Source organism: Streptomyces sp. NRRL F-5126 (assembly GCF_000721265.1).
Classification (GTDB): domain Bacteria; phylum Actinomycetota; class Actinomycetes; order Streptomycetales; family Streptomycetaceae; genus Streptomyces.
Genome location: NZ_JOFZ01000002.1, coordinates 350,580 through 370,284, shown reverse-complemented (window position 1 = coordinate 370,284; position 19,705 = coordinate 350,580). Strand labels below are relative to the sequence as shown.

Below are 19,705 nucleotides of genomic sequence, written 5' to 3'. Positions count from 1 at the left end.
CAGGGTGCCGAGATGACTTCCACCGCCGACGCACACGCCCAAGAGGCGTTCCTGCGGTCCTTCCACGCCGAGCGGCCCGCCGTGACATCGGAAACCTTCGGCGAGGGCACGTCCGGCGACGGCCGCTCCAGCTACCGGATCGTCGCCGACCTCGCCGCAGGCGCGCGGCGGGTGGTCGAGCTCGGTTGCGGGGACGGGCTGCTGCTCGAACTCCTGGCTCGGACGCGGGATGCGGCCGACCTGGCCGGTGTCGACCTCTCGCCCGAGGCGCTGGCGCTCGCGCGGCGGCGGCCGGCTCTCGCCGGGGCGGCGCTGCTCGAAGGGCGTACGCAGCGGCTGCCGTTCGAGGACGGCTCGTTCGACGCGTGCGTCTCCCACATGGCGTTGACGCTGATGGCTGACGTCGAGCAGGTCGCGGCGGAGGCAGCGCGCGTCCTCGTGCCCGGTGGCCTGCTGGTGTGCGCGCTGGGCGGTGGCGCGGCCGGCGGCGAGGCGTACGAGCTGTTCGCCTCCCTCCTGCGCCGGGCCTCGGCCGATCTGCCGGGCGAGCGCCGCGTGCCGCGCCTCGGCGACGCGCGCACCCGCACCGCCGAGGGGATGGCGGAGATCCTCGGCCCGGCGGGCTTCGACCGGTTGACGTGGTCGACGGCCCGCATCGACTTCGGCGGGCCGGTGGAGCGGGTGTGGGAGTCGATGGCGGGGGTGTACAACATGGGCCCGCTGCCCGCTACCGCCGTCGACGGGCTGCGGCAGGCGTTCCTGGCGGGGGCCGCGGAGCTGGCCCCGCCGGGTGGCACCGTCCCGTGCGCCATGACGATGAAGTTCGCGACGGCGCGCCTGCGCGGGTGACCGGCCGGGCAGCGCTGGTGGGCGCGCTACCCGGCCCGCACCGTCCTGGGTGACGGGCGTCAGACGCCGGCCCCGGTCCGCGGCGCGGTGTCGCCGCCGCGCTGCTCCTGCACGTCCGCCCCGGCCGCCGGGGCATCTCCCGTCGCGCCTCCGCCACCGCTCTCGTCCATGAGCGTGCTTTCGTCGAACGGGACCCGGCCCGCGAGTACTTCGCCGAGTCGGCCCCGGTCGAGTTCCTTCGTCCAGGAGCCGATCAGTACGGTCGCCACCGCGTTGCCCGCGAAGTTGGTCAAGGCGCGGGCCTCGCTCATGAAGCGGTCGACGCCGACGATCAGCCCGACGCCGTCGACCAGTTCCGGGCGGTGCGACTGGAGGCCGCCCGCGAGGGTGGCGAGGCCGGCACCGGTGACGCCCGCCGCGCCCTTCGAGGCGATGACCATGAAGGCGAGCAGGGAGATCTGCTGGCCGATGGAGAGCGGCTTGTCCATGGCCTCCGCGATGAAGATGGACGCCATCGTCAGGTAGATCGCGGTGCCGTCGAGGTTGAACGAGTAGCCGGTCGGCACGGTGATGCCGGCGACGGACTTGCTCACGCCGAGGTGCTCCATCTTGGCGATGAGGCGCGGCAGCGCGGACTCCGACGACGATGTGGACAGGATCAGCAGGAACTCGCGTGCCAGGTACTTCAGCAGCAGGAAGATGTTGACGCGTGCGGCGAACCGCAGCACCAGGCCGAGCACGACGAAGACGAAGATCGCGCAGGTCAGGTAGAAGCCGACCATGATGATGGCGAGGGACTTGAGCGCGTCGACGCCCGTCTGCCCCACCACCGCGGCCATCGCGCCGAACGCGCCGACCGGCGCGGCCCACATGATCATGGCCAGGATGCGGAACACCAGCCGCTGCATGTGCTCGATGCCGCGCAGTACCGGCTCGCCCGCCTTGCCCATGGCCTGGAGCGCGAAGCCGGCCAGGAGCGCGATCAGCAGTGCCTGGAGCGTGGAGCCCTCGGTGAACGCGGAGACGAGCGTCGTCGGGATGATGCTCAGCAGGAAGTCGGGCAGCGAGTCGCTGGTGCCCTTGGCCTGCGCGAGGCCCGACTGCCGTACGGACTCGGTGAGGTGCAGGCCCTGGCCCGGCTCCAGGATGTTGCCGACGATCAGGCCGATGGCCAGGGCGACGGTCGACATCACCAGGAAGTAGCCGATGGCCATGCCGCCGACGGCGCCGACCTTGGCGGCCTTGCGCACCGAGCCGATGCCCAGCACGATCGTGCAGAAGATGACCGGCGCGATCATCATGGTGATGAGGCTGACGAAGCCGGTGCCGATCGGTTTGAGCTGTACTGCGGTACCGGGGGCCGCGAAGCCCACCAGAATGCCGAGCAGCACGGCTACCACCACGGCGATGTACAGATAGTGGGTGCGGTCCCGTTTCGCGGCCACCTGTGTCCTCCTTGACTCGGGGTCCCGGTGACTATCCACCGCCCTGTGACCCCGGTCACCCTTATGTTCATTTCGTTCATACGATTTCCGGCCAGTGCCTGTGGACAACGCGGACGCCTCCGGCGGGGAAACGTGGAGACTTGCCCCATGTCCTCCTTCCACGCGGCGCGCAAGCCGCGCAGTCTGGCCGGCCAGCTCTTCGCGGTACAGGCCGTGCTCATCGCGGTGATCGTCGCGTGGTGCGCCGTGTTCGCGTTCGTCAACGACCGGTCGCAGGCGCGGGAGACGGCGCGGCGCGAGGTGCTGATCGCGGCGCGCTCGGTGGCCGATTCGCCGTCGGTGCGCGCCGCTATCCGCACGAAGGACCCGACGGCGGAGCTCCAGCCGTACGCGGAGCGCGTGCGGCACGACACGAAGGTGGACTTCATCACGGTCATGGATCCGCACGGCATCCGCTGGACGCACCCGGACCCCGCGCAGATAGGCAGGCACTTCATCGGCACCACGGCGCCGGCCCTGCGCGGGAGGACGTTCACCGAGACGTACACGGGCACGCTCGGCCCGTCCACGCGCGCGGTCACACCGATCAGGGACGGGGGCAGGATCGTCGGCCTGGTCAGTGTGGGGATCACCGTGGAGCGGATATCCACGCAGGTGATGGGGCAGCTCAAGGTGCTGTCGGTGGCGGCGGGCGCTGCGCTGCTGCTCGGTGCGCTCGGCACGTACGTGATCAACAGACGGCTGCGCCGGCACACCCACGGCATGGACGCGACGGGCCTGAGCCGGATGTACGACTACCACCAGGCCGCGCTGCACGCGGTGCGTGAGGGGCTGCTGATGCTGGAGGGCGGGCGGAGGATCGCCCTGGTCAACGACGCGGGGAGGGAGCTGCTCGGGCTCGACGAGTCCGCGGTGGGCAGGCCGGTGGCCGAGCTTGGGCTGCCTCCCGCGCTGACGGGGGCGCTGCTGGCCTCCGAACCCCGGGTGGACGAGGTGCACCTGACGGACGAGCGGGTCGTCGTCGTCAACACCCGCCCGGTGGTGGGAGGCGAGCGCCGCGGTACGGTCGTGACGCTGCGCGACCGCACCGAGTTGCAGGCGCTCTCCGGTGAGCTCGACTCCGAGCGCCGTTTCACGGAGGCCCTGCGCTCGCAGGCCCACGAGGCGGCCAACCGGCTGCATACGGTGGTGTCGCTGATCGAGCTGGGCCGGGTCGACCAGGCCGTCGAGTTCGCCACGTCGGAGCTGGAGCTGGCGCAGGAGCTGACGGACCAGGTGGTCGGTGCCGTGGGTGAGCCGGTGCTTGCGGCGCTGCTGCTCGGCAAGGCGGCGCAGGCGAACGAGCGCGGGGTGGAGCTGGTGCTCGCGCCGGACAGCCGGATGGACGACGGGGTGCTGCCCGCCGCCCTCTCGACCCGCGATCTGGTGACGATCCTCGGCAATCTCGTGGACAACGCCGTGGAGGCGGCGTCGGTCGACGGGGAGGCGGCCGCCGGGCCTGCGCGGGTGACGGTGACGGCTCTGGCCGACGAGGAGGTGGGCGAGTTGCTGCTGCGGGTGCGCGACACCGGTCCCGGGGTGGCGCCCGGCGTGGTGGAGGAGGTCTTCCGGCGCGGCTGGTCGACCAACGGGCCCGGCAGGGGCCTCGGGCTCGCGCTGGTGCGGCAGGCGGTGCACCGGGCGCGCGGCAGTGTCGCCGTCGCGGCGGGCAGCGACGGGGGCGCGGAGTTCACGGTGCGGCTGCCGCTGGCCGCCGGCGTCGCGCCGGAAAGCGGCGAGGCGGCGGCGGTGACACGATGAGCGGCGCGGAGGCGGGCCCCGCCGCCGGGCCGGTACGGGTGCTCGTCGTGGAGGACGACCCGGTGGCGGCGGACGCGCACCAGCTGTACGTGGAGCGCGTGCCCGGGTTCACGGTGGTGGGCGTCGCGCACACGCGGGCCCGGGCGGCGCGGCTGCTGGAGCAGCGGCCGGTCGACCTGATCCTGCTCGACCTCTACCTGCCGGACGGGCACGGGCTGCAACTGCTGCGCGCGCTGCGCGCGAGCGGTCACCATGCGGACGTCGTCGCGGTCACATCGGCGCGCGATCTCGCGCTCGTCAGGGAGGGCGTGTCGCTGGGGGTCGTGCAGTACGTGCTGAAGCCGTTCGCGTTCGGGACGCTGCGCGACAGGCTCGTGCGCTACGCGCGGTTCCGGACGGCTGCCGGGGAGGCGGGCGGGCAGGACGAGGTGGATGCGGCGCTCGGCGCGCTGCGCGCACCGGAGCCGGCCACCCTGCCCAAGGGGCTCAGCGCGCCGACGCTGCGCGCGGTCACGGCAGCGCTGCGTTCGTCGCCGTCCGGCCTGACGGCGGCGGAACTGGCCGAGCGGGTGGGCATCTCGCGGATCACCGCACGGCGCTACCTGGAGCACCTGGTCACGGACCGCCGCGCGCAGCGCAGCCCACGCTACGGCCAGGTCGGGCGTCCGGAGCTGCAGTACCGCTGGACATCGGCCGGCACCTGAGGCCCGTGGATGCCAGGCCGGTCAGAAGACGGACTCGGCCTCGACCATGCGGGACTCCGGGACCGTCTTGAGCTGTGTGACGGCCTCGGCGAGCGGGACCATTTCGACGGCGTTGCCGCGCAGTGCGGTCATCCTGCCGAATTCGCCGCGGTGCGCCGCCTGCACGGCGTGCCAGCCGAAACGGGTGGCGAGGACGCGGTCGTACGCGGTGGGCGTGCCGCCGCGCTGGACGTGGCCGAGGATGACGGGCTTCGCCTCGGTGCCGAGGCGGCGCTCGAGTTCCGCGGCCAGGCGGTTGCCGATGCCGAGGAAGCGCTCGTGGCCGAACTGGTCGATCTCGCCGCGCCGGTAGTCCATGCTGCCCGCCGCGGGGTGCGCGCCCTCGGCCACGCAGATCACCGCGAACTTCTTGCCCCGCTCGAACCGCTCCCTGACCATCTTGACGAGCTTGTCGACCTCGAAGGGCCGTTCGGGCAGGCAGATGCCGTGCGCGCCGCCTGCCATGCCGGACTCCAGCGCGATCCAGCCGGCGTGCCGGCCCATCACCTCGACGACCATCACCCGCTGGTGCGACTCGGCGGTGGTCTTCAGGCGGTCTATGGCCTCGGTGGCGACGCCGACCGCGGTGTCGAAGCCGAAGGTGCGGTCCGTGGAGTGGATGTCGTTGTCGATGGTCTTCGGCACGCCGACGACGGGCATGCCCGCGTCCGACAGCAGCCTGGCCGCCGTGAGCGTGCCCTCGCCGCCGATCGGGATGAGGACGTCGATGCCGTAGCGGGTGGCGAGCTCCCGGCAGTTCTCGGCGGCCTCGCGCAGGCGCCCGCGCTCCAGCCTTGCGGAGCCGAGGATGGTGCCGCCGCGGGCGAGGATGCCGCTGACCGCGTTGAGGTCGAGCGGCCGGTAGTGGCCGTCGAGCAGCCCCTTGAAGCCGTCCTCGAAGCCGATGACCTCGTCCCCGTACTCGGCCATGGCGCGGTGCACGACCGACCGGATCACGGCGTTCAGACCCGGGCAGTCGCCGCCCGCTGTGAGAATTCCGATGCGCATCGTCGCTGTCGTCTCCTGCTCCTGCTCGCGGCGGCCGGGGCGGTGGCCGTGTCGGCCAGGACGGTGGCCGCCTGCCTCGATCCTGCCACGGCGGGGCGGGCGCACGCGCACCCGACCGCACGGGCGCCCCTTCGCGTACGGCACCCGTCCCACCCGCTCTAAGCATCTGATCGGGTTACTGTCAAGGGGGCATGCCCGAGGCCAACCGGGCGAGTGGACGGGACGAGGGGAGCAGGCGTGGCGCGCGGCGTGTACGTGACCGGGATCGACCGCGGGGACGGCAGGCAGGTCGTCGAGCTGGGGGTCATGGAGTTGCTGACCCGGCAGGTGGATCGGGTGGGGGTGTTCAGGCCGCTCGTCCACGACCGCCCTGACCGGATGTTCGAGCTGCTCAGGGCGCGTTACCGGCTCACCCAGGAACCCGACACGGTCTACGGCCTCGACTACGGCACGGCCTCGGCGCTACAGGCCGAGCGCGGCACGGACGAGCTGATCTCCCGACTGGTCGAGTCGTTCCACCGGGTGGCGCGCGACTACGACGTGGTCCTCGTGCTCGGCACGGACTTCGCGGCCACGCAGCTGCCGGACGAGCTGGCGCTCAACGCCCGCCTGGCCAACGAGTGCGGCGCGTCGGTCATCGCGGTGGTGGGCGGCAAGGACCAGGGCCCCGAGTCGGTGCGTGCCGAGGCGCGCAACGCGTTCCGTGCCTACGAGGCGCTCGGCTGCGACGTGATGGGCCTGGTGGTCAACCGCGTCGCGGCCGGCGACCGCGACGCGATCGCCGAGGGCCTGCGCGTGCAGGTGCCCGCGCCGTGCTACGTGCTGCCCGACCACCCGGCGCTCGCGGCGCCGACCGTCGCCCAGGTCACCAGGGCACTGGGCGGGACGGTCCTGCTCGGCGACGACTCCGGCCTCGCGCGTGACGCGCTCGGGTTCGTCTTCGGCGGCGCGATGCTGCCGAATCTGCTGAGCGCGCTGACCCCCGGCTGCATGGTGATCACCCCGGGCGACCGGGCCGACCTCGTGGTCGGCGCGCTTGCCGCGCACTCGGCGTCCACGCCGTCGATCGCGGGTCTCGTCCTCACGATGGACGAGCGGCCCGCGGCATCGATCCTGAGGCTGGCCGAGCGGCTCGCGCCCGGCACGCCGGTGATCTCGGTGGCGGAGGGGTCCTTCCCGACGGCGGCGCGGCTGTTCGCCCTGGAGGGCAAGCTCAACGCGGCGACGCCGCGCAAGGCGGAGACCGCGCTCGGCCTGTTCGAGCGGCACGTGGACACGGCCGGCCTCGTCGAGCGGCTGTCGGTGGCGCGCGGCGGGCGCGTCACGCCCATGATGTTCGAGCACGACCTGCTGGAGCAGGCACGCGCGCTGCGCCGCCGGGTCGTGCTGCCCGAGGGCACGGAGGAGCGGGTGCTGCGCGCCGCGGACGTGCTGCTGCGCAGGGACGTGTGCGACCTGACGCTGCTCGGCGACCCGGACACCATCCGCAAGAAGGCCGCCGACCTCGGAGCCGACCTCGGCGGAGCGCAGCTGATCGACCCCGCGGCCTCCGAGCTGCGGCAGGGCTTCGCCGAGCGGTACGCGCAGCTGCGTGCGCACCGCGGGGCGACGGTGGAGCTGGCGTACGACGTGGTGGCGGACGTCAACTACTTCGGCACGCTGATGGTGGACGCGGGCCTCGCGGACGGCATGGTCTCGGGCTCGGTGCACTCCACGGCCGCGACGATCCGCCCCGCGTTCGAGATCATCAAGAGCACCGGCGCCACGCGCGGCGCGGGAGAGGCCGGCGCGCGGGGCGGCGCGGGAGAGGCCTGCGCCGCCGCGCGCCCACCGGCCGCCATCGTGTCGTCGGTGTTCTTCATGTGCTTGGCCGACAAGGTGCTCGTGTACGGGGACTGCGCGGTCAACCCGGATCCGGACGCGGAGCAGCTCGCGGACATCGCCGTGCAGGCGTCGGCGACGGCGGCGCGCTTCGGCGTCGAGCCGCGCGTCGCGATGCTGTCGTACTCGACGGGCACGTCCGGCTCCGGGGCGGACGTCGACAAGGTCAGGGAGGCGACGCGCCTGGTCAGGGCCTCCCACCCGGAACTGCTCATCGAGGGCCCCATCCAGTACGACGCGGCCGTCGAGCCGTCCGTCGCCGCGACGAAGCTGCCGGAGTCCGAGGTGGCTGGCCGCGCGACGGTGCTGATCTTCCCCGACCTGAACACCGGCAACAACACCTACAAGGCCGTGCAGCGCTCGGCGGGCGCGGTCGCCGTCGGCCCCGTGCTGCAGGGCCTGCGCAAGCCGGTGAACGACCTGTCGCGAGGGGCACTCGTCCAGGACATCGTCAACACCGTCGCGATCACCGCGATCCAGGCACAGGCAGCACAGGCAGTCCCGGCAGCACAGGAGGAAACGTCAGCATGAGCACCCCCGCCCGCGTCCTGGTCCTCAACTCCGGCTCGTCGTCGGTGAAGTACCAGCTGCTCGACATGAACGGGGGCGAGCGCCTGGCCACGGGTCTTGTCGAGCGGATCGGCGAGTCCGCCTCCCGCGTCGCACACTCCCCGTCCCACGGCCCCCGCAGGGAGCACACGGCGCGGATCGACGACCACGGCGCGGCGCTCCGGGCCGCCGCGGGTGAGCTGGCGCGGGACGGCCTCGGGCTCGACTCCCCCGAGCTGGTGGCGATCGGGCACCGGGTGGTCCACGGCGGCCTGCGGTTCACCGAGCCGACGCTGATCGACGACAACGTGATCGCCGAGATCGAACGGCTCGTGCCGGTGGCACCGCTGCACAACCCGGCGAACCTGCTGGGCATCCGCCAGGCACGCGAGTTGCGCCCCGACCTGCCGCAGGTGGCCGTCTTCGACACCGCGTTCCACACGACCATGCCCGAGTACGCGGCCCGGTACGCGATCGACAGGGCCACGGCCGACAAGCACAGGGTCAGGCGCTACGGCTTCCACGGCACGTCGCACGCGTACGTGTCGCGCAAGGCGGCCGAGCTGCTCGGCCGGGCGTACGAGGACACCAACGTGATCGTGCTGCACCTGGGCAACGGAGCGTCGGCCTCGGCCGTCGCGGGCGGCCGGTGCGTGGACACCTCGATGGGCCTCACACCCCTGGAAGGGCTCGTGATGGGTACGCGGTCGGGGGACATCGACCCGGCCGTGGTGTTCCACCTGGCGCGGGTGGCCGGGATGGAGGTCGACGCGATCGATGAACTCCTGAACAAGAAAAGCGGGCTCGTCGGCCTCTGCGGGGACAACGACATGCGCGAGATCCGGCGCAGGATCGACGAGGGCGACGACGAGGCGCGCCTCGCGTTCGACATCTACACGCACCGGCTGCGCAAGTACATCGGCGCCTATCTGGCGGTGCTCGGCCGGGTGGACGCGGTGGTGTTCACGGCGGGGGTCGGTGAGAACGCGGCGGAGGTGCGGGAGGCTGCCGTGGCGGGCCTCGACGGCCTGGGGCTCGCGGTGGACGCGTCACGCAACGCCGTGCGCGGCGGCGGGCCCCGGCTCGTCTCGCCGGACGGGGCGCGGGTCGCGGTGGCCGTGATTCCGACCGACGAGGAGCTGGAGATCGCACAGCAGACCTTCGCGCTCGCCGGCGCCCACGGAAGTGGCCGCGAACGCGCCACAGAAGGGCACGCCTGAGCGGGGCGCCGCCCATTTGTACTTTCCGCCAGTCGGAATATTCCGCGTAGAAACAAACCGATAGGATCAGCCTCATGCGCCGTTCCAAAATCGTCTGCACACTGGGCCCCGCCGTTGATTCCTACGAGCAGCTGAAGGCTCTCATCGAGGCGGGCATGAATGTGGCCCGCCTCAACATGAGCCACGGAAGCCACGAGGAGCACCAGGGCCGTTACGACCGCGTCCGCCAGGCAGCGGCCGACACCGGCCGCGCTGTGGGCGTGATGGTCGACCTCCAGGGGCCGAAGATCCGCCTGGAGACCTTCGCCGAGGGCCCCGTCGAGCTGGTGCGCGGTGACGAGTTCACCATCACCGCCGAGGACGTCGCGGGCGACAAGTCCATCTGCGGCACCACCTACAAGGGGCTGCCGGGCGACGTCGCCAAGGGCGACCCGATCCTGATCAACGACGGCAACGTCGAGCTGCGGGTCGTCGAGGTCTCGGGCCCGCGGGTGCGGACCATGGTCATCGAGGGCGGCGTCATCTCGGACCACAAGGGCATCAACCTGCCCGGCGCGGCGGTCAACGTGCCCGCGCTGTCCGAGAAGGACATCGAGGACCTGCGGTTCGGCCTGCGGATGGGCTGCGACATGGTCGCGCTCTCCTTCGTGCGGGACGCGCAGGACATCGTGGACGTCCACAAGGTCATGGACGAGGTCGGCCGCCGGGTCCCGGTCATCGCGAAGGTCGAGAAGCCGCAGGCCGTCGCCAACATGGAGGCCGTCGTCGCGGCGTTCGACAGCGTCATGGTCGCGCGCGGCGACCTGGCCGTCGAGTATCCGCTCGAAAAGGTCCCGATGGTGCAGAAGCGGCTCATCGAGCTGTGCCGCCGCAACGCCAAGCCGGTGATCGTGGCGACCCAGATGATGGAGTCGATGATCACCAACTCCCGCCCGACGCGCGCCGAGGCGTCGGACGTGGCCAACGCGATCCTGGACGGCGCGGACGCGGTCATGCTGTCCGCCGAGTCGTCGGTGGGCGCCTACCCCGTCGAGACCGTCAAGACGATGTCGAAGATCGTCACCGCCGCCGACACGGAGCTGCTCTCCAAGGGCCTCGAACCCCTGGTCGAGGGGCGCAAGCCGCGCACTCAGGGCGGTTCCGTCGCCCGCGCGGCCTCCGAGATCGCCGACTTCCTCGACGGCAAGGCGCTGGTCGCCTTCACGCAGTCGGGCGACACCGCGCGCCGGCTGTCCCGCTACCGCGCCTGCCAGCCGATCCTGGCGTTCACGACCGACGAGTCCACGCGCAACCAGCTGGCCCTGAGCTGGGGCGTCGAGTCGTTCGTCGTGCCGTGGGTGGGCACCACGGACGAGATGGTCGACCTGGTGGACGTGGAGCTGTCGAAGCTCCAGCGCTTCGGCGAGGGCGACACCATGGTCATCACGGCGGGCTCGCCCCCCGGCGTCCCCGGCACCACCAACATGGTCAGGGTGCACCACCTCGGCGGCGCACAGAGCTGAGCCGCGGCGGAAACGGCCGCACCGCGGGCCGCGTCCGGCCCGTACCCCGGAGGGTACGGGCACGGCGCGGCCCGCGGCCGTGTGCGCGGCGCGCGGCCCTGAGGACGGGTCACAGGTCGGCCAGGAGCGGGACGATGTTCTCCGCCGCGGCGATCTCCGCCGTCAACGGGTGGTCCTCGCGCACCAGCGGCAGCGCCTGGGCGCCGCGGCGCAGCGCCTCGGCCACGGGCGTGTCCGGCAGCGGCACCGGCCTGAGGGAGAGCGCCCTGACCACGCCGACCAACTCGCAGGCGAGCACGGTGCGGTAGGCGCTGACCGCCTCGGCCGTGCTGTGCGCGGCCTGCGAGGCGAAACTCGCGTGGTCCTCAAGGCCGCGGGAGATGATCGCCGTGCCGAGCGTCACGGGGGACGCCGCGTGCCGCAGCCTGCTGAGTGCGTCGTGCGAGACGTACTCGAGGATCATGATCCCCGAGCTGCCGGCCGGGCCGTCCGCGAGGAACGGCGGAAGGCCGGTCAAATCCGGCTCCACCAGGTCGCTCAGGCGGGCGCTGGAGAGCTCGGCGACGTGGTGCAGCGCCGCCCGCAGCCGGTCGAGGCCCAGCGCGAGGTGCGAGGTCGCGAAGTGGCCGTGGTGGTAGACCCGGCCGCTCTCCACGTCGATGAACGGGTTCTCGGCCGCGGCGTTGACGTCGATCTCCAGGATCTTCCTGAGCGCGTCGGCCGCCTCCAGGGCGGGGCCCTGCACCTGCGGGAAGGCACGCAGCCCGAAGGGGTCCTGGAGCCTCGCGCCCCCGGCCGGCTCGTCCTCGCCCCACAGCAGCCGCCGCATCTCGGCGGCGCAGTGCACGGACCCCGGGTGGGGGCGCTGCGCGTGCACGCGCGTGGCGAAGGCCTCGGGCGAGCCGTTCAGCGCGACGTAGGAGAGGGCGGCCACCACATGGCTGGCGCGCAGCAGGCGGTTCAGGTCGGACCAGGCGAGCACGGACGTGGCGAGCGTCGCGGCGTTGCTGGAGATGAAGGCCAGCGCGTCGCCCGGGCTGATCGGCACGGGGTCGAGGTGCCCGCTCCCCCACGGCCGCTCGCCCGCGAGGGTCAGCGCGATCTCGGCGAGCGCGCCCAGGTCGCCCGTGCCGATGGAGCCGCGCGCGTGCGGCGCGGGCACGGCGCCCTCGCGCAGCGCGGCGGCGAGCGCTTCGAGCAGCCTGGGGTGGACGCCGCTGCCCGCGGCGGCGAGCTGGTTGAGGCGGATGAGCAGGGTGGCCTTTACGGCGGCCTCCGGGGTGCGGGGGCCCGAAGTGCCGGCGTGGCTGCGCAACAGGCGCAGCCCGTGCTGGTCGGCGGCCTCGGGATCGACGACCTCGTGGCGGTTGGCGCCGACGCCGGTGGTGCGTCCGTAGACGGCACGCTTGGTCTCGCTGTCCCGCGCCACACGGTAGGCCGCCAGCGCGCGGTCGAGCGCCTTCCCGTCGAGGCCGACCGACGCGCCGCGCCTGGCGACCGCGACGATGTCCTCGCACCGCAGGCCGCGACCGTCGACCCGGACATGGTCAGGATCCATGCCGTTCACCTCCTTGACAGCTATTCATTCATGAATGAGGCTCCATGAAACTTGTTATTCAGTACCTTGGCAAGAGGGCGGGCCCCGCGGGCTCCCCCGCGGATGGGACCAAGTGGAACGATGCCTGATCACGACCTGACGACGCAGGCCACGAGGGACGGAAGGGTCTCCTTCGACGACGCGCCGCTGAACAGATTCCACGTCAAGATCACCGCGCTGACGTTCGGGGCGAACTTCTCCGACGGGTACCAACTCGGCGTCATCGGGATCGCGCTGACCCTGATCACCCCGCAGATGCACCTCGGCTCCGTCTGGGAGGGGCTGCTCGGCGCCTCGGCCCTCATCGGCATCTTCATCGGCAGCATCTCGCTCGGCGCGCTCGCCGACCGCATCGGCCGCCAGCAGCTGTACATGCTCAACTTCCTGCTGATCACCCTCGCCTCGGTCGCCCAGTTCTGGGTCGAGGGCGCCGGCCTGCTGTTCGTGCTGCGCATCCTGATCGGCGTCGGCATCGGCGCCGACTACGCCATCGGCCCGACGCTCGTCGCCGAGTTCTGCCCGCGCCGCCAGCGCGGGTTCCTGCTCGCGTCGCTCACTGCCATGTGGACGGTCGGCTACATCTGCTCGTACTTCTTCGGCAACTGGCTGATCGGGTACGGCGGCGACAGCTGGCGCTGGCTGCTGGCGAGCGGCGCCGTGCCGGCGGCCGTCGTCCTGCTGCTGCGGATCGGCACGCCCGAGTCGCCGCGCTGGCTGGTGAGCAAGGGCCGCCTCGACGAGGCGCGCGCCGTCGTGGCGCGCTACATCGGCGAGCACGTCGACTTCGAGTCGATCGCGGCCGGGGTGCGCGCGGGCGCCGCGCAGGAGGCGGGGGCGCGGCCCGCGGGATCGTACCGGCGGCTGTTCGACGCGGAGCAGTGGCGCAAGACCGCGTTCGGTGTCCTGTACTACAACTGCCAGGTCATCCCGTACTTCGCGATCTACACGTTCCTGCCGGTCGTCATGGCGAAGTTCCACCTCAAGGAGGGGTTCCTCGGGGACGGGCTGCTCAACGTCTTCCTGCTGCTGGGCAGCATCGCGGGACTCTGGTTCACGGCGCGCTTCTCCCGCCGCGGCTTCGTGATCGCCTCGTTCGTGGTGATGGCGCTGGCGCTCGGCCCGCTCGGCCTGTGGCCGGGTGGCCCCTCCGTGGTGCTGTTCGTGCTGTTCCTCGTGTTCACGTTCACGATGTCGGCCGCGTCCAATCTCGACCAGGTGTATCCGCCGGAGCTCTTCTCGACGGCGCTGCGCAGCTCGGGCGTGGGGCTGCTGAACGGCGTGAGCCGGGTCGGGTCGGCCGCGGGCACGTTCCTGCTGCCGATGAGCATCGACCACCTGGGCTTCTCCGCCTCGATGACGGCGCTCACCGTGTTCCTCGTGCTGGGCGCGGTGGTCTCCGTCGTCTGGGCGCCGGAGACCTCGGACGTGGTCCTGGAGTGACGCGGCGCGTGGCCGGGCCTCGCGGGCCCGGCCACGCGTACGTGAGAGCGGCCCGCCGCCCCTGGGAAGGGACGGCGGGCCGCTCACGTGCGCATGCGGGGCTGGTCGATGGCTAGTCGATGAAGTTGTGCAGGCCCTGCATCTTCAGCGTGCCGCCGAACTGGCCCGCCTGGTCGAGGCTCACGTTGGTGAAGAACACCGACGGGATCTGGATCGGCGGCGGGAAGTCCGGGCTGAACGTGATCGGCAGCAGGCCGAGCAGGTTGCCCGACAGCTTCTCCGTGTACATGGTCACGGGGCCGTCGATGGTCGAGGTGGAGCCGGGCTTCGTCTCGATCTCCGTGTGCCGCACGATGTTGCCGTGGCTGTCACGGTTGTCGACCGTCTGGTGCAGGTCCTTGATGCCGATCGAGTCCGCCGTGAACTTCATGACCCGCTTCGTCTTTCCCGAAGCGGTCTTGATGTCCACGAGCCCCCGGAAGCACAGGCCCTTGAGGCTGAGTTTGCTGCTCTTGAGGTGCCAGGGGTCGGTCGCCATGGTGGGCGCGTTGGCGTCCTGCGTGGGCGGCTTGAGGATCGGGAGCAGATCGCAGGGCCCGTCGTCGCAGGAACCGCTGCCGGCCTTGGTGTCCGCGCTCTTCGTGTCGGCCGTGGCGTCGCTGAACTTGACGCCCTTGTGCGTCAGCAGGTCCCTCATCGCCTGTTCCTTCGACTGGGTTGCGCTCGCGGACGAGCCGTCGCCCTTGCCGTCCTTCTTGCCGTCCGACGAGCCGGACGCGGACGGCGACTTCGACGACGACGCGGACTTGCCCGCGTCCTTGCCGGCCTTGGAAAGGCCGCCGAGTGTGCCCTTCACCGTCTTGCCGAGCGCGTCGCCGGCCTTGCCCGAGGTGTCCTTGGACGAGTCGTCGCTCTTGCTGTCCGTGGCGGACGGCTTCGGCGTGCTGTCCGTCGCACTCGGCGACGGGGACGACGAGTCGCCGTGCGCCCCCAGCAGCCCGCCGAGCGCGGAGCCGAGCCCGCCGAGCAGGCCGCCACCCCCGCTGCCACTGCCGCTCTGTGACGACGACTCGGTGGGGTCGGGTGTGGGGGACGCCGAGGACGACGCCGACGGCTGCGGATCCGACGAGCCGCCGTTGGAACCCTTGCCGCTGCCGCTCTTGCCGCTGTCCTTGCCGCTCTTGGACGACTTGCCGTCGCTGGACGACGGGCTCGCCGACGCGGACGGGGAGCCGGACGGCGAGGCGGAGGGCGACGGCGAGTCCGAGGCGCTGGGCTCGTCCGACCGGGTCACACAGGGACCGGAGGTGGACGGGGCCGCCTTGCTGTCGTCCGCCATGGCGAGCTTCGGTGTGAGGCTCATGCCGACGAACACGGCTGTCGGCATCGCCGCGAGGGCCATCGCCTTGCCGGCGGGTATGTGGATCTTGGTCAGCAGCGACTTCCTCGGCGCCGCGTGCCGGGCTCTCGCTCGCGTGAGGTCGACATCCGCGGCGGAACCGGCCGCCGGCCGCGTGTCGTCGTCAGCCCGCACTGTGCCTCCCGCCCTTGAACCAGTCCGTGTGTGTCCGAGTCGCATCCTCGTCGGCTCCCGGGCGCGGGCCCGGCAGCAGCGGGCCGTCGCCCAGGACCACGGTGTCCCCGGACTCGGCCTTTCCGGCGAACTCCGGTGCGGCCTCGTCCTCCGCGACCCGGTTCTTCGCCTTCTCGGGCGCCCAGGACACGGAGAGCGCGCCACCGATGAGGGCGAGGAGGAAACCGACGAAGAAGCCGCCCAGGTTGGACACCGGGATCGAGACCAGGGCGAGGAGGATCGCGGCGACACCGGCGAACACCCGGACGATGGAGTGGAACCACATCGTCAGGCCGAGCGTGACCAGCAGGACGCCGATGATGAGCGACCCGGCGCCGGCCGTCGTCGCCATCGCGAGGGTGAGGTTGCCGATGTGCAGATGTGCGTACGGGAAGTATCCGATCGGCAGCCCGCTGACGAGCGTGAACAGCCCGGCCCAGAAGGGCCGGTGTCCGCGCCAGGCGCGGAACCTCAGCCGCCAGTACCTGAACCCGCCGTCACGCTCCGGGGTCACGAGGGTGTCCGCGGTCTCGGCGCTCATGGAAAACAGCTCCCTGGAACCGGCATTACCGTGCGGAATGCCATGAGTTTGAGGTGGTGGCGGGCGAGGCGCCCGGCCGCGGACGGATGTTCCGCGGCCCGTTGTCCCCGCCCGCCGGCGAGTGCCTAGTGGTAACAGGGGTTGTTGCCCCTCTTCAGCGACAGGCCCAGGTTGGCGAGCTTGAAAGTGCCCGCCGTGGTGGCCCATGCCTGCTGCTTCACACCCGTCAGCACGGCCTGGTCCGCGTCCTGGGCGAACGAGTCGCCCGCGACCTTGCCCTTGTCGCCCGGCGCGATACCAGCGTGCTTGCCATCGTTCGTCGACCCGGCAGCCGCGCCGATGTTGATGTTCTTGAACGTGGCATTTGTCGTGCTCAGGTCATCAAGGTCGATGTAAAGGTTCTTGGCCTTGACATCCGTGCCCTTGTTGCCCGCACTCAGGCGCAGGGTGATGGTGCCGATACCCGGCACGTTCGGCGTGACCACCGACTGGCAGAGGTTGGTGATCTTTGCCGACGTGAAGCCGTTGACGGCGACGGGGTGCGCCGCCTTCTTCCCGTTACCGGTGTCGGTGCCGTAGTCGACCCCGCCGTACTGGGTGAAGCCCTGCCCGACGAGCTTGTCGGCGCTCACCTTGAAGTTCTGCCCCGACACGCTGAAGGACGCGGCAAGCGCCCCCTGCGACAGGGCGACGCCTATCGCGGCCGTCGCGGCCACGCTCGGCACCATGACCACCGCGAAGCGCTTCCATCTGGTCCCACCACGTACTGGGGACTCCATGCGATTTCCTCCTTCTCGGACGTACATCGCCACGCGGACGTGGGCCCGCCATGGGATGGGGAGAAGTGCTACGTCCTCGGAAGGAGAGCGCCCGCTTCGCCGTGCGCGAGCCGCGCCCGAACCACCGGTCGATCACCCCCGAGCGACAACCACTGATCGCGCCGTGGCGCAACCTTCGGACAGGCCCCGCCTGTTGGGCGAGAACCCCCCTGTCCGAGCCGGCAGTTCACTTGACCCGCCGACCCGCCCGGTGGGGACCCAGGACCGACGTGACGCGACTGGTTGCCGTGCTGGTGCGGTATTGGACCGAGCGTCGACGATGGTGGTCCATTCGCGGCCGGGACACAAGGGGCTTCGTTACTAGTCAGTAACGGCTGGGCGGCACGTCGGCAACCGAGGGGCGCCGGACCGGCACACAGGGTGTTACCAGTGGTTGGAACAAGTGGGATGATCGATGAGGAAAACCGGGCAGAAGGGAGAGGGCGATTTACTGCGAGTAACAAAGACGGCATAGGTCAAGTCTTGGTAAAGCAATGAATCCGTCATCGCCTTGTCGCCAAATCCGCACCAGGCCACGGACGCCCGCTCCCCCGGCCACACCGGATCGTCACATCCGTCCCACAGCTCCATCAAATCACCGGTCACAGCATTACCGTGAGTCCCACACGGAACTTCAGCATGCGAAAAGCGCGACGGGCCCGGACGCCGTGCGGTGCGTTCCGCGCGGTATCCGGGCCCGCCAATTCCCGACGACCCGTCAGGTCCTTGTCGAATCCGTCAGAACAGGACGCGCGCGAGCGCCGCGCGCGAGGCCGCCACCCTCGGGTCGTCGCCGCCGATGACCTCGAACAGTTCGAGCAGACGCAGCCTGGCCTTCTCCCGGTCGTCCCCCGCAGTGCCCCGCACGGTCTCGATCAGGCGGGAGAACGCGTCCTCGACATGTCCGCCCGCGAGGTCCAGGTCGGCCACGGCCAGTTGCGCGTCGATGTCCGCGGGGTTGTCGGCCGCGTCCTTGCGCGCCCGCTGGGGGTCGAGCTCGCCGACCCGCCCCAGCAACTCGGCCTGCGCGAGGCCCAGTTTCGCCTCGGTGTTGACCGGGTCGTCCGACAGCACGTTGCGGTACGCCTGGACGGCGCCCGCGAAGTCGCCCGCGTCGAGCGCCTGAACGGCGGCTTCGAGCAGCGCGTCGTACGGTCCTGGCGGCGGCGCGGGCGCCTCCTGCGGCTCCGCGCCCTCGCCGTCGGCCTGCACCGCGATGCCCGTGAGCCCGAAGCGCTCCTCGCCGACCTGGACGAGCTGGTCGAGCGTCTGGCGGATCTGCGCCTCCGGGGCCGCCCCCTGGAACAGCGGCAGCGCCTGCCCCGCGACCACCGCGAAGACGGCCGGGATGCCCTGGATGCCGAACTGCTGCATCAGCGCCTGGTTGGCGTCCACATCGATCTTGGCCAGCACGATGCGCCCGTTGTACTCGAGCGCCAGTCGTTCGAGTACGGGGCTGAGCTGCTTGCACGGCTCGCACCACTCCGCCCAGAAGTCGATGACGACGGGCACCTCGGTGGAGCGCTGCAGGACATCGCGCTCGAAGCCCGCCTCGTCGACGTCGATCACCAGGCCGGCCGCGGGCACGGCACCCGTACCGCCCTGGCGGGCGGCCTCGGCACGTGCCTGCTCCGCCTTTGTCTTGGCCTCGCCGGCCGCCTTCACCGCGGCGAGGTCGACGACGCCGCTCATGGACATGTTCCTAGGCTGCATGAGTACATCCTCCCCCTTCCGCGCGCGGTTTCGGAAACGTGCCGGTTCGCCGTGGTGGGCGGCGCACGGGACGCCCCCGTGGCGCCCCGTGCGCCCTGCTGGTGGCGCCTGGTCCCCACCAGGCGCCTGTGGCTGTCGCTCCGACCTCGTCCAGAGGTCTTTCGCTACGACTCGTAGCGTAACTGTACCGGCCGGGATCCGGGGCCGATCGCCGCATGACCTGTCTCACAGCGCCCGGCCGGTAGGGTCGCCGCCATGTCTACCCGTACCGGCCCCGAAGGTATGCACCAGGGACGCACCGGCCGCCCCCGCAGCCCCGAGGCCGACGCGGCCATCCTGGCGGCCACCCGGCAGGCGCTCGTCGAACTCGGCTGGTCGAAGCTGACGATGGGGGACGTGGCGGCGCGCGCGGGCGTGGCCAAGACGACGCTCTACCGACGGTGGCCGAGCCGCAACGAGCTCGTGGTGGACGCGGTCGCGATCCTCTTCGACGAGCTGCGGCTGCCGGACCTCGGCAGCCTGGCGGCGGACGTCGAGTCGGTGGTGCGCCAGTTCGGCGCGCTGCTCGAACGGCCCGAGGCGAAGACGGCGCTGATGGCGGTGATCGCCGAGGCCACCCGCGACGACGCGCTGCGGCGGCGCATCCGCACCGCGATCGTGGACCGGCAGAAGCACCTGGTGGTGGCGGGCCGCGAGCGCGCCCAGGAGCGCGGCGAGATCCCGCCGCCGCCCGACCCGGCCGCCGCCGCCCGCGACACCGACCTGATCTTCGACGTGGTCGCCGGCGCGGTGGTGCACAGGACGCTGGTGAGCGCGGAGCCGGTGGACGGCGACTGGGCCCGCCGCCTCACGCAGCTCGTACTGACGGGCCTGACGGCCCAGCGCACCCCGGCCGCCGGGGCCACGGGCGGGCCCGCGGCCCCGGTTTCGCCCACGGCCGAGGCCCAGGCCCCCACCCAGGGCCCGCAGGAGCCGACGGCGGCCGACGCCGGCTCCTAGAGCGGCCGCCGTGGCCCGGGCGGCCGC

The 19,705-nt window shown here is 71.7% G+C and carries 15 protein-coding genes; 8 read left to right on the top strand and 7 right to left on the bottom strand.

Annotated features, from left to right (window positions below):
* Positions 1 to 12 precede the first annotated feature (12 nt).
* Positions 13 to 849: a class I SAM-dependent methyltransferase gene (locus IH48_RS0105905; protein WP_030900031.1), complete on the top strand. Its 837-nt coding sequence runs from the start codon at positions 13 to 15 to the stop codon at positions 847 to 849.
* Positions 850 to 908: 59 nt separating this feature from the next.
* On the opposite strand, the gene IH48_RS0105900 is transcribed toward IH48_RS0105905, so the two are convergent.
* The gene (locus tag IH48_RS0105900; protein WP_030900028.1) at positions 909 to 2,294 is read right to left on the bottom strand and encodes a cation:dicarboxylate symporter family transporter; all 1,386 of its coding nucleotides are present in this window, start codon (positions 2,292 to 2,294) and stop codon (positions 909 to 911) included.
* Positions 2,295 to 2,441: 147 nt separating this feature from the next.
* Between IH48_RS0105900 and IH48_RS0105895 the strand changes: the two genes are divergently transcribed.
* Positions 2,442 to 4,094, top strand: coding sequence for a sensor histidine kinase (locus IH48_RS0105895; protein WP_030900027.1), 1,653 nt, complete (start codon positions 2,442 to 2,444; stop codon positions 4,092 to 4,094).
* The gene (locus IH48_RS0105890; RefSeq protein WP_051839236.1) at positions 4,091 to 4,798 is read left to right on the top strand and encodes a response regulator; all 708 of its coding nucleotides are present in this window, start codon (positions 4,091 to 4,093) and stop codon (positions 4,796 to 4,798) included. Before IH48_RS0105895 ends, IH48_RS0105890 begins: the two co-directional genes overlap by 4 nt.
* 21 nt (positions 4,799 to 4,819) lie before the next feature.
* Here IH48_RS0105890 and IH48_RS0105885 read toward each other — a convergent pair whose 3' ends face one another.
* Positions 4,820 to 5,845 carry an ATP-dependent 6-phosphofructokinase gene (locus tag IH48_RS0105885; RefSeq protein WP_030900021.1) on the bottom strand — a complete coding sequence of 342 codons (1,026 nt, stop codon included), beginning with the start codon at positions 5,843 to 5,845 and terminating at the stop codon, positions 4,820 to 4,822.
* A 237-nt stretch (positions 5,846 to 6,082) separates the two neighbouring features.
* On the opposite strand from IH48_RS0105885, the gene pta reads away from it, so the two are divergent.
* The 3 genes from pta to pyk all read left to right on the top strand — a co-directional run bounded on the left by pta (position 6,083) and on the right by pyk (position 10,997).
* Entirely contained in the window at positions 6,083 to 8,257 is a 2,175-nt protein-coding gene (pta, locus tag IH48_RS0105880; RefSeq protein WP_030900019.1) for a phosphate acetyltransferase, read from the top strand.
* A complete protein-coding gene (locus IH48_RS0105875) occupies positions 8,254 to 9,495 on the top strand; it encodes an acetate kinase (RefSeq protein WP_051839235.1) in 1,242 nt (413 codons plus the stop codon). The genes pta and IH48_RS0105875 overlap by 4 nt, the downstream gene beginning before the upstream one ends.
* Positions 9,496 to 9,569: 74 nt before the next feature.
* Entirely contained in the window at positions 9,570 to 10,997 is a 1,428-nt protein-coding gene (gene pyk / locus IH48_RS0105870) for a pyruvate kinase (protein WP_030900014.1), read from the top strand.
* 109 nt (positions 10,998 to 11,106) lie between these two features.
* Here pyk and IH48_RS0105865 read toward each other — a convergent pair whose 3' ends face one another.
* Positions 11,107 to 12,555, bottom strand: a complete 1,449-nt coding sequence (locus IH48_RS0105865) for an aromatic amino acid ammonia-lyase (protein ID WP_030900012.1) — start codon at positions 12,553 to 12,555, stop codon at positions 11,107 to 11,109.
* A gap of 120 nt (positions 12,556 to 12,675) precedes the next feature.
* Here IH48_RS0105865 and IH48_RS0105860 point away from each other — a divergent pair, with 120 nt between their 5' ends.
* Positions 12,676 to 14,034 carry an MFS transporter gene (locus IH48_RS0105860; protein WP_030900010.1) on the top strand — a complete coding sequence of 453 codons (1,359 nt, stop codon included), beginning with the start codon at positions 12,676 to 12,678 and terminating at the stop codon, positions 14,032 to 14,034.
* Positions 14,035 to 14,146: 112 nt separating this feature from the next.
* On the opposite strand, the gene IH48_RS0105855 is transcribed toward IH48_RS0105860, so the two are convergent.
* The 4 genes from IH48_RS0105855 to IH48_RS0105840 all read right to left on the bottom strand — a co-directional run bounded on the left by IH48_RS0105855 (position 14,147) and on the right by IH48_RS0105840 (position 18,679).
* Positions 14,147 to 15,568: a hypothetical protein gene (locus IH48_RS0105855; protein WP_030900007.1), complete on the bottom strand. Its 1,422-nt coding sequence runs from the start codon at positions 15,566 to 15,568 to the stop codon at positions 14,147 to 14,149.
* Entirely contained in the window at positions 15,558 to 16,148 is a 591-nt protein-coding gene (locus IH48_RS36860) for a DUF6114 domain-containing protein (protein WP_030900006.1), read from the bottom strand. Before IH48_RS36860 ends, IH48_RS0105855 begins: the two co-directional genes overlap by 11 nt.
* Before the next feature lie 125 nt (positions 16,149 to 16,273).
* Positions 16,274 to 16,927, bottom strand: a complete 654-nt coding sequence (locus tag IH48_RS0105845; RefSeq protein ID WP_030900003.1) for a DUF6230 family protein — start codon at positions 16,925 to 16,927, stop codon at positions 16,274 to 16,276.
* A 777-nt stretch (positions 16,928 to 17,704) separates the two neighbouring features.
* Positions 17,705 to 18,679, bottom strand: a complete 975-nt coding sequence (locus IH48_RS0105840; RefSeq protein WP_030900001.1) for a tetratricopeptide repeat protein — start codon at positions 18,677 to 18,679, stop codon at positions 17,705 to 17,707.
* A 255-nt stretch (positions 18,680 to 18,934) separates the two neighbouring features.
* Here IH48_RS0105840 and IH48_RS0105835 point away from each other — a divergent pair, with 255 nt between their 5' ends.
* On the top strand, positions 18,935 to 19,678 hold the full coding sequence (locus tag IH48_RS0105835; RefSeq protein WP_078849505.1) for a TetR/AcrR family transcriptional regulator: 744 nt from the start codon (positions 18,935 to 18,937) through the stop codon (positions 19,676 to 19,678).
* The last annotated feature ends 27 nt before the right edge of the window (positions 19,679 to 19,705 follow it).

Bases quoted from the DNA above. Each gene is read 5' to 3' on its own strand.
- IH48_RS0105905 (WP_030900031.1), top strand. From the start codon at position 13: ATGACTTCCACCGCCGACGCACACGCCCAAGAGGCGTTCCTGCGGTCC.
- IH48_RS0105895 (WP_030900027.1), top strand. From the start codon at position 2,442: ATGTCCTCCTTCCACGCGGCGCGCAAGCCGCGCAGTCTGGCCGGCCAG.
- IH48_RS0105890 (WP_051839236.1), top strand. From the start codon at position 4,091: ATGAGCGGCGCGGAGGCGGGCCCCGCCGCCGGGCCGGTACGGGTGCTC.
- IH48_RS0105885 (WP_030900021.1), bottom strand. From the start codon at position 5,845: ATGCGCATCGGAATTCTCACAGCGGGCGGCGACTGCCCGGGTCTGAAC.
- IH48_RS0105875 (WP_051839235.1), top strand. From the start codon at position 8,254: ATGAGCACCCCCGCCCGCGTCCTGGTCCTCAACTCCGGCTCGTCGTCG.
- pyk (WP_030900014.1), top strand. From the start codon at position 9,570: ATGCGCCGTTCCAAAATCGTCTGCACACTGGGCCCCGCCGTTGATTCC.
- IH48_RS0105865 (WP_030900012.1), bottom strand. From the start codon at position 12,555: ATGGATCCTGACCATGTCCGGGTCGACGGTCGCGGCCTGCGGTGCGAG.
- IH48_RS0105860 (WP_030900010.1), top strand. From the start codon at position 12,676: ATGCCTGATCACGACCTGACGACGCAGGCCACGAGGGACGGAAGGGTC.
- IH48_RS36860 (WP_030900006.1), bottom strand. From the start codon at position 16,148: ATGAGCGCCGAGACCGCGGACACCCTCGTGACCCCGGAGCGTGACGGC.
- IH48_RS0105845 (WP_030900003.1), bottom strand. From the start codon at position 16,927: ATGGAGTCCCCAGTACGTGGTGGGACCAGATGGAAGCGCTTCGCGGTG.
- IH48_RS0105840 (WP_030900001.1), bottom strand. From the start codon at position 18,679: ATGCAGCCTAGGAACATGTCCATGAGCGGCGTCGTCGACCTCGCCGCG.
- IH48_RS0105835 (WP_078849505.1), top strand. From the start codon at position 18,935: ATGTCTACCCGTACCGGCCCCGAAGGTATGCACCAGGGACGCACCGGC.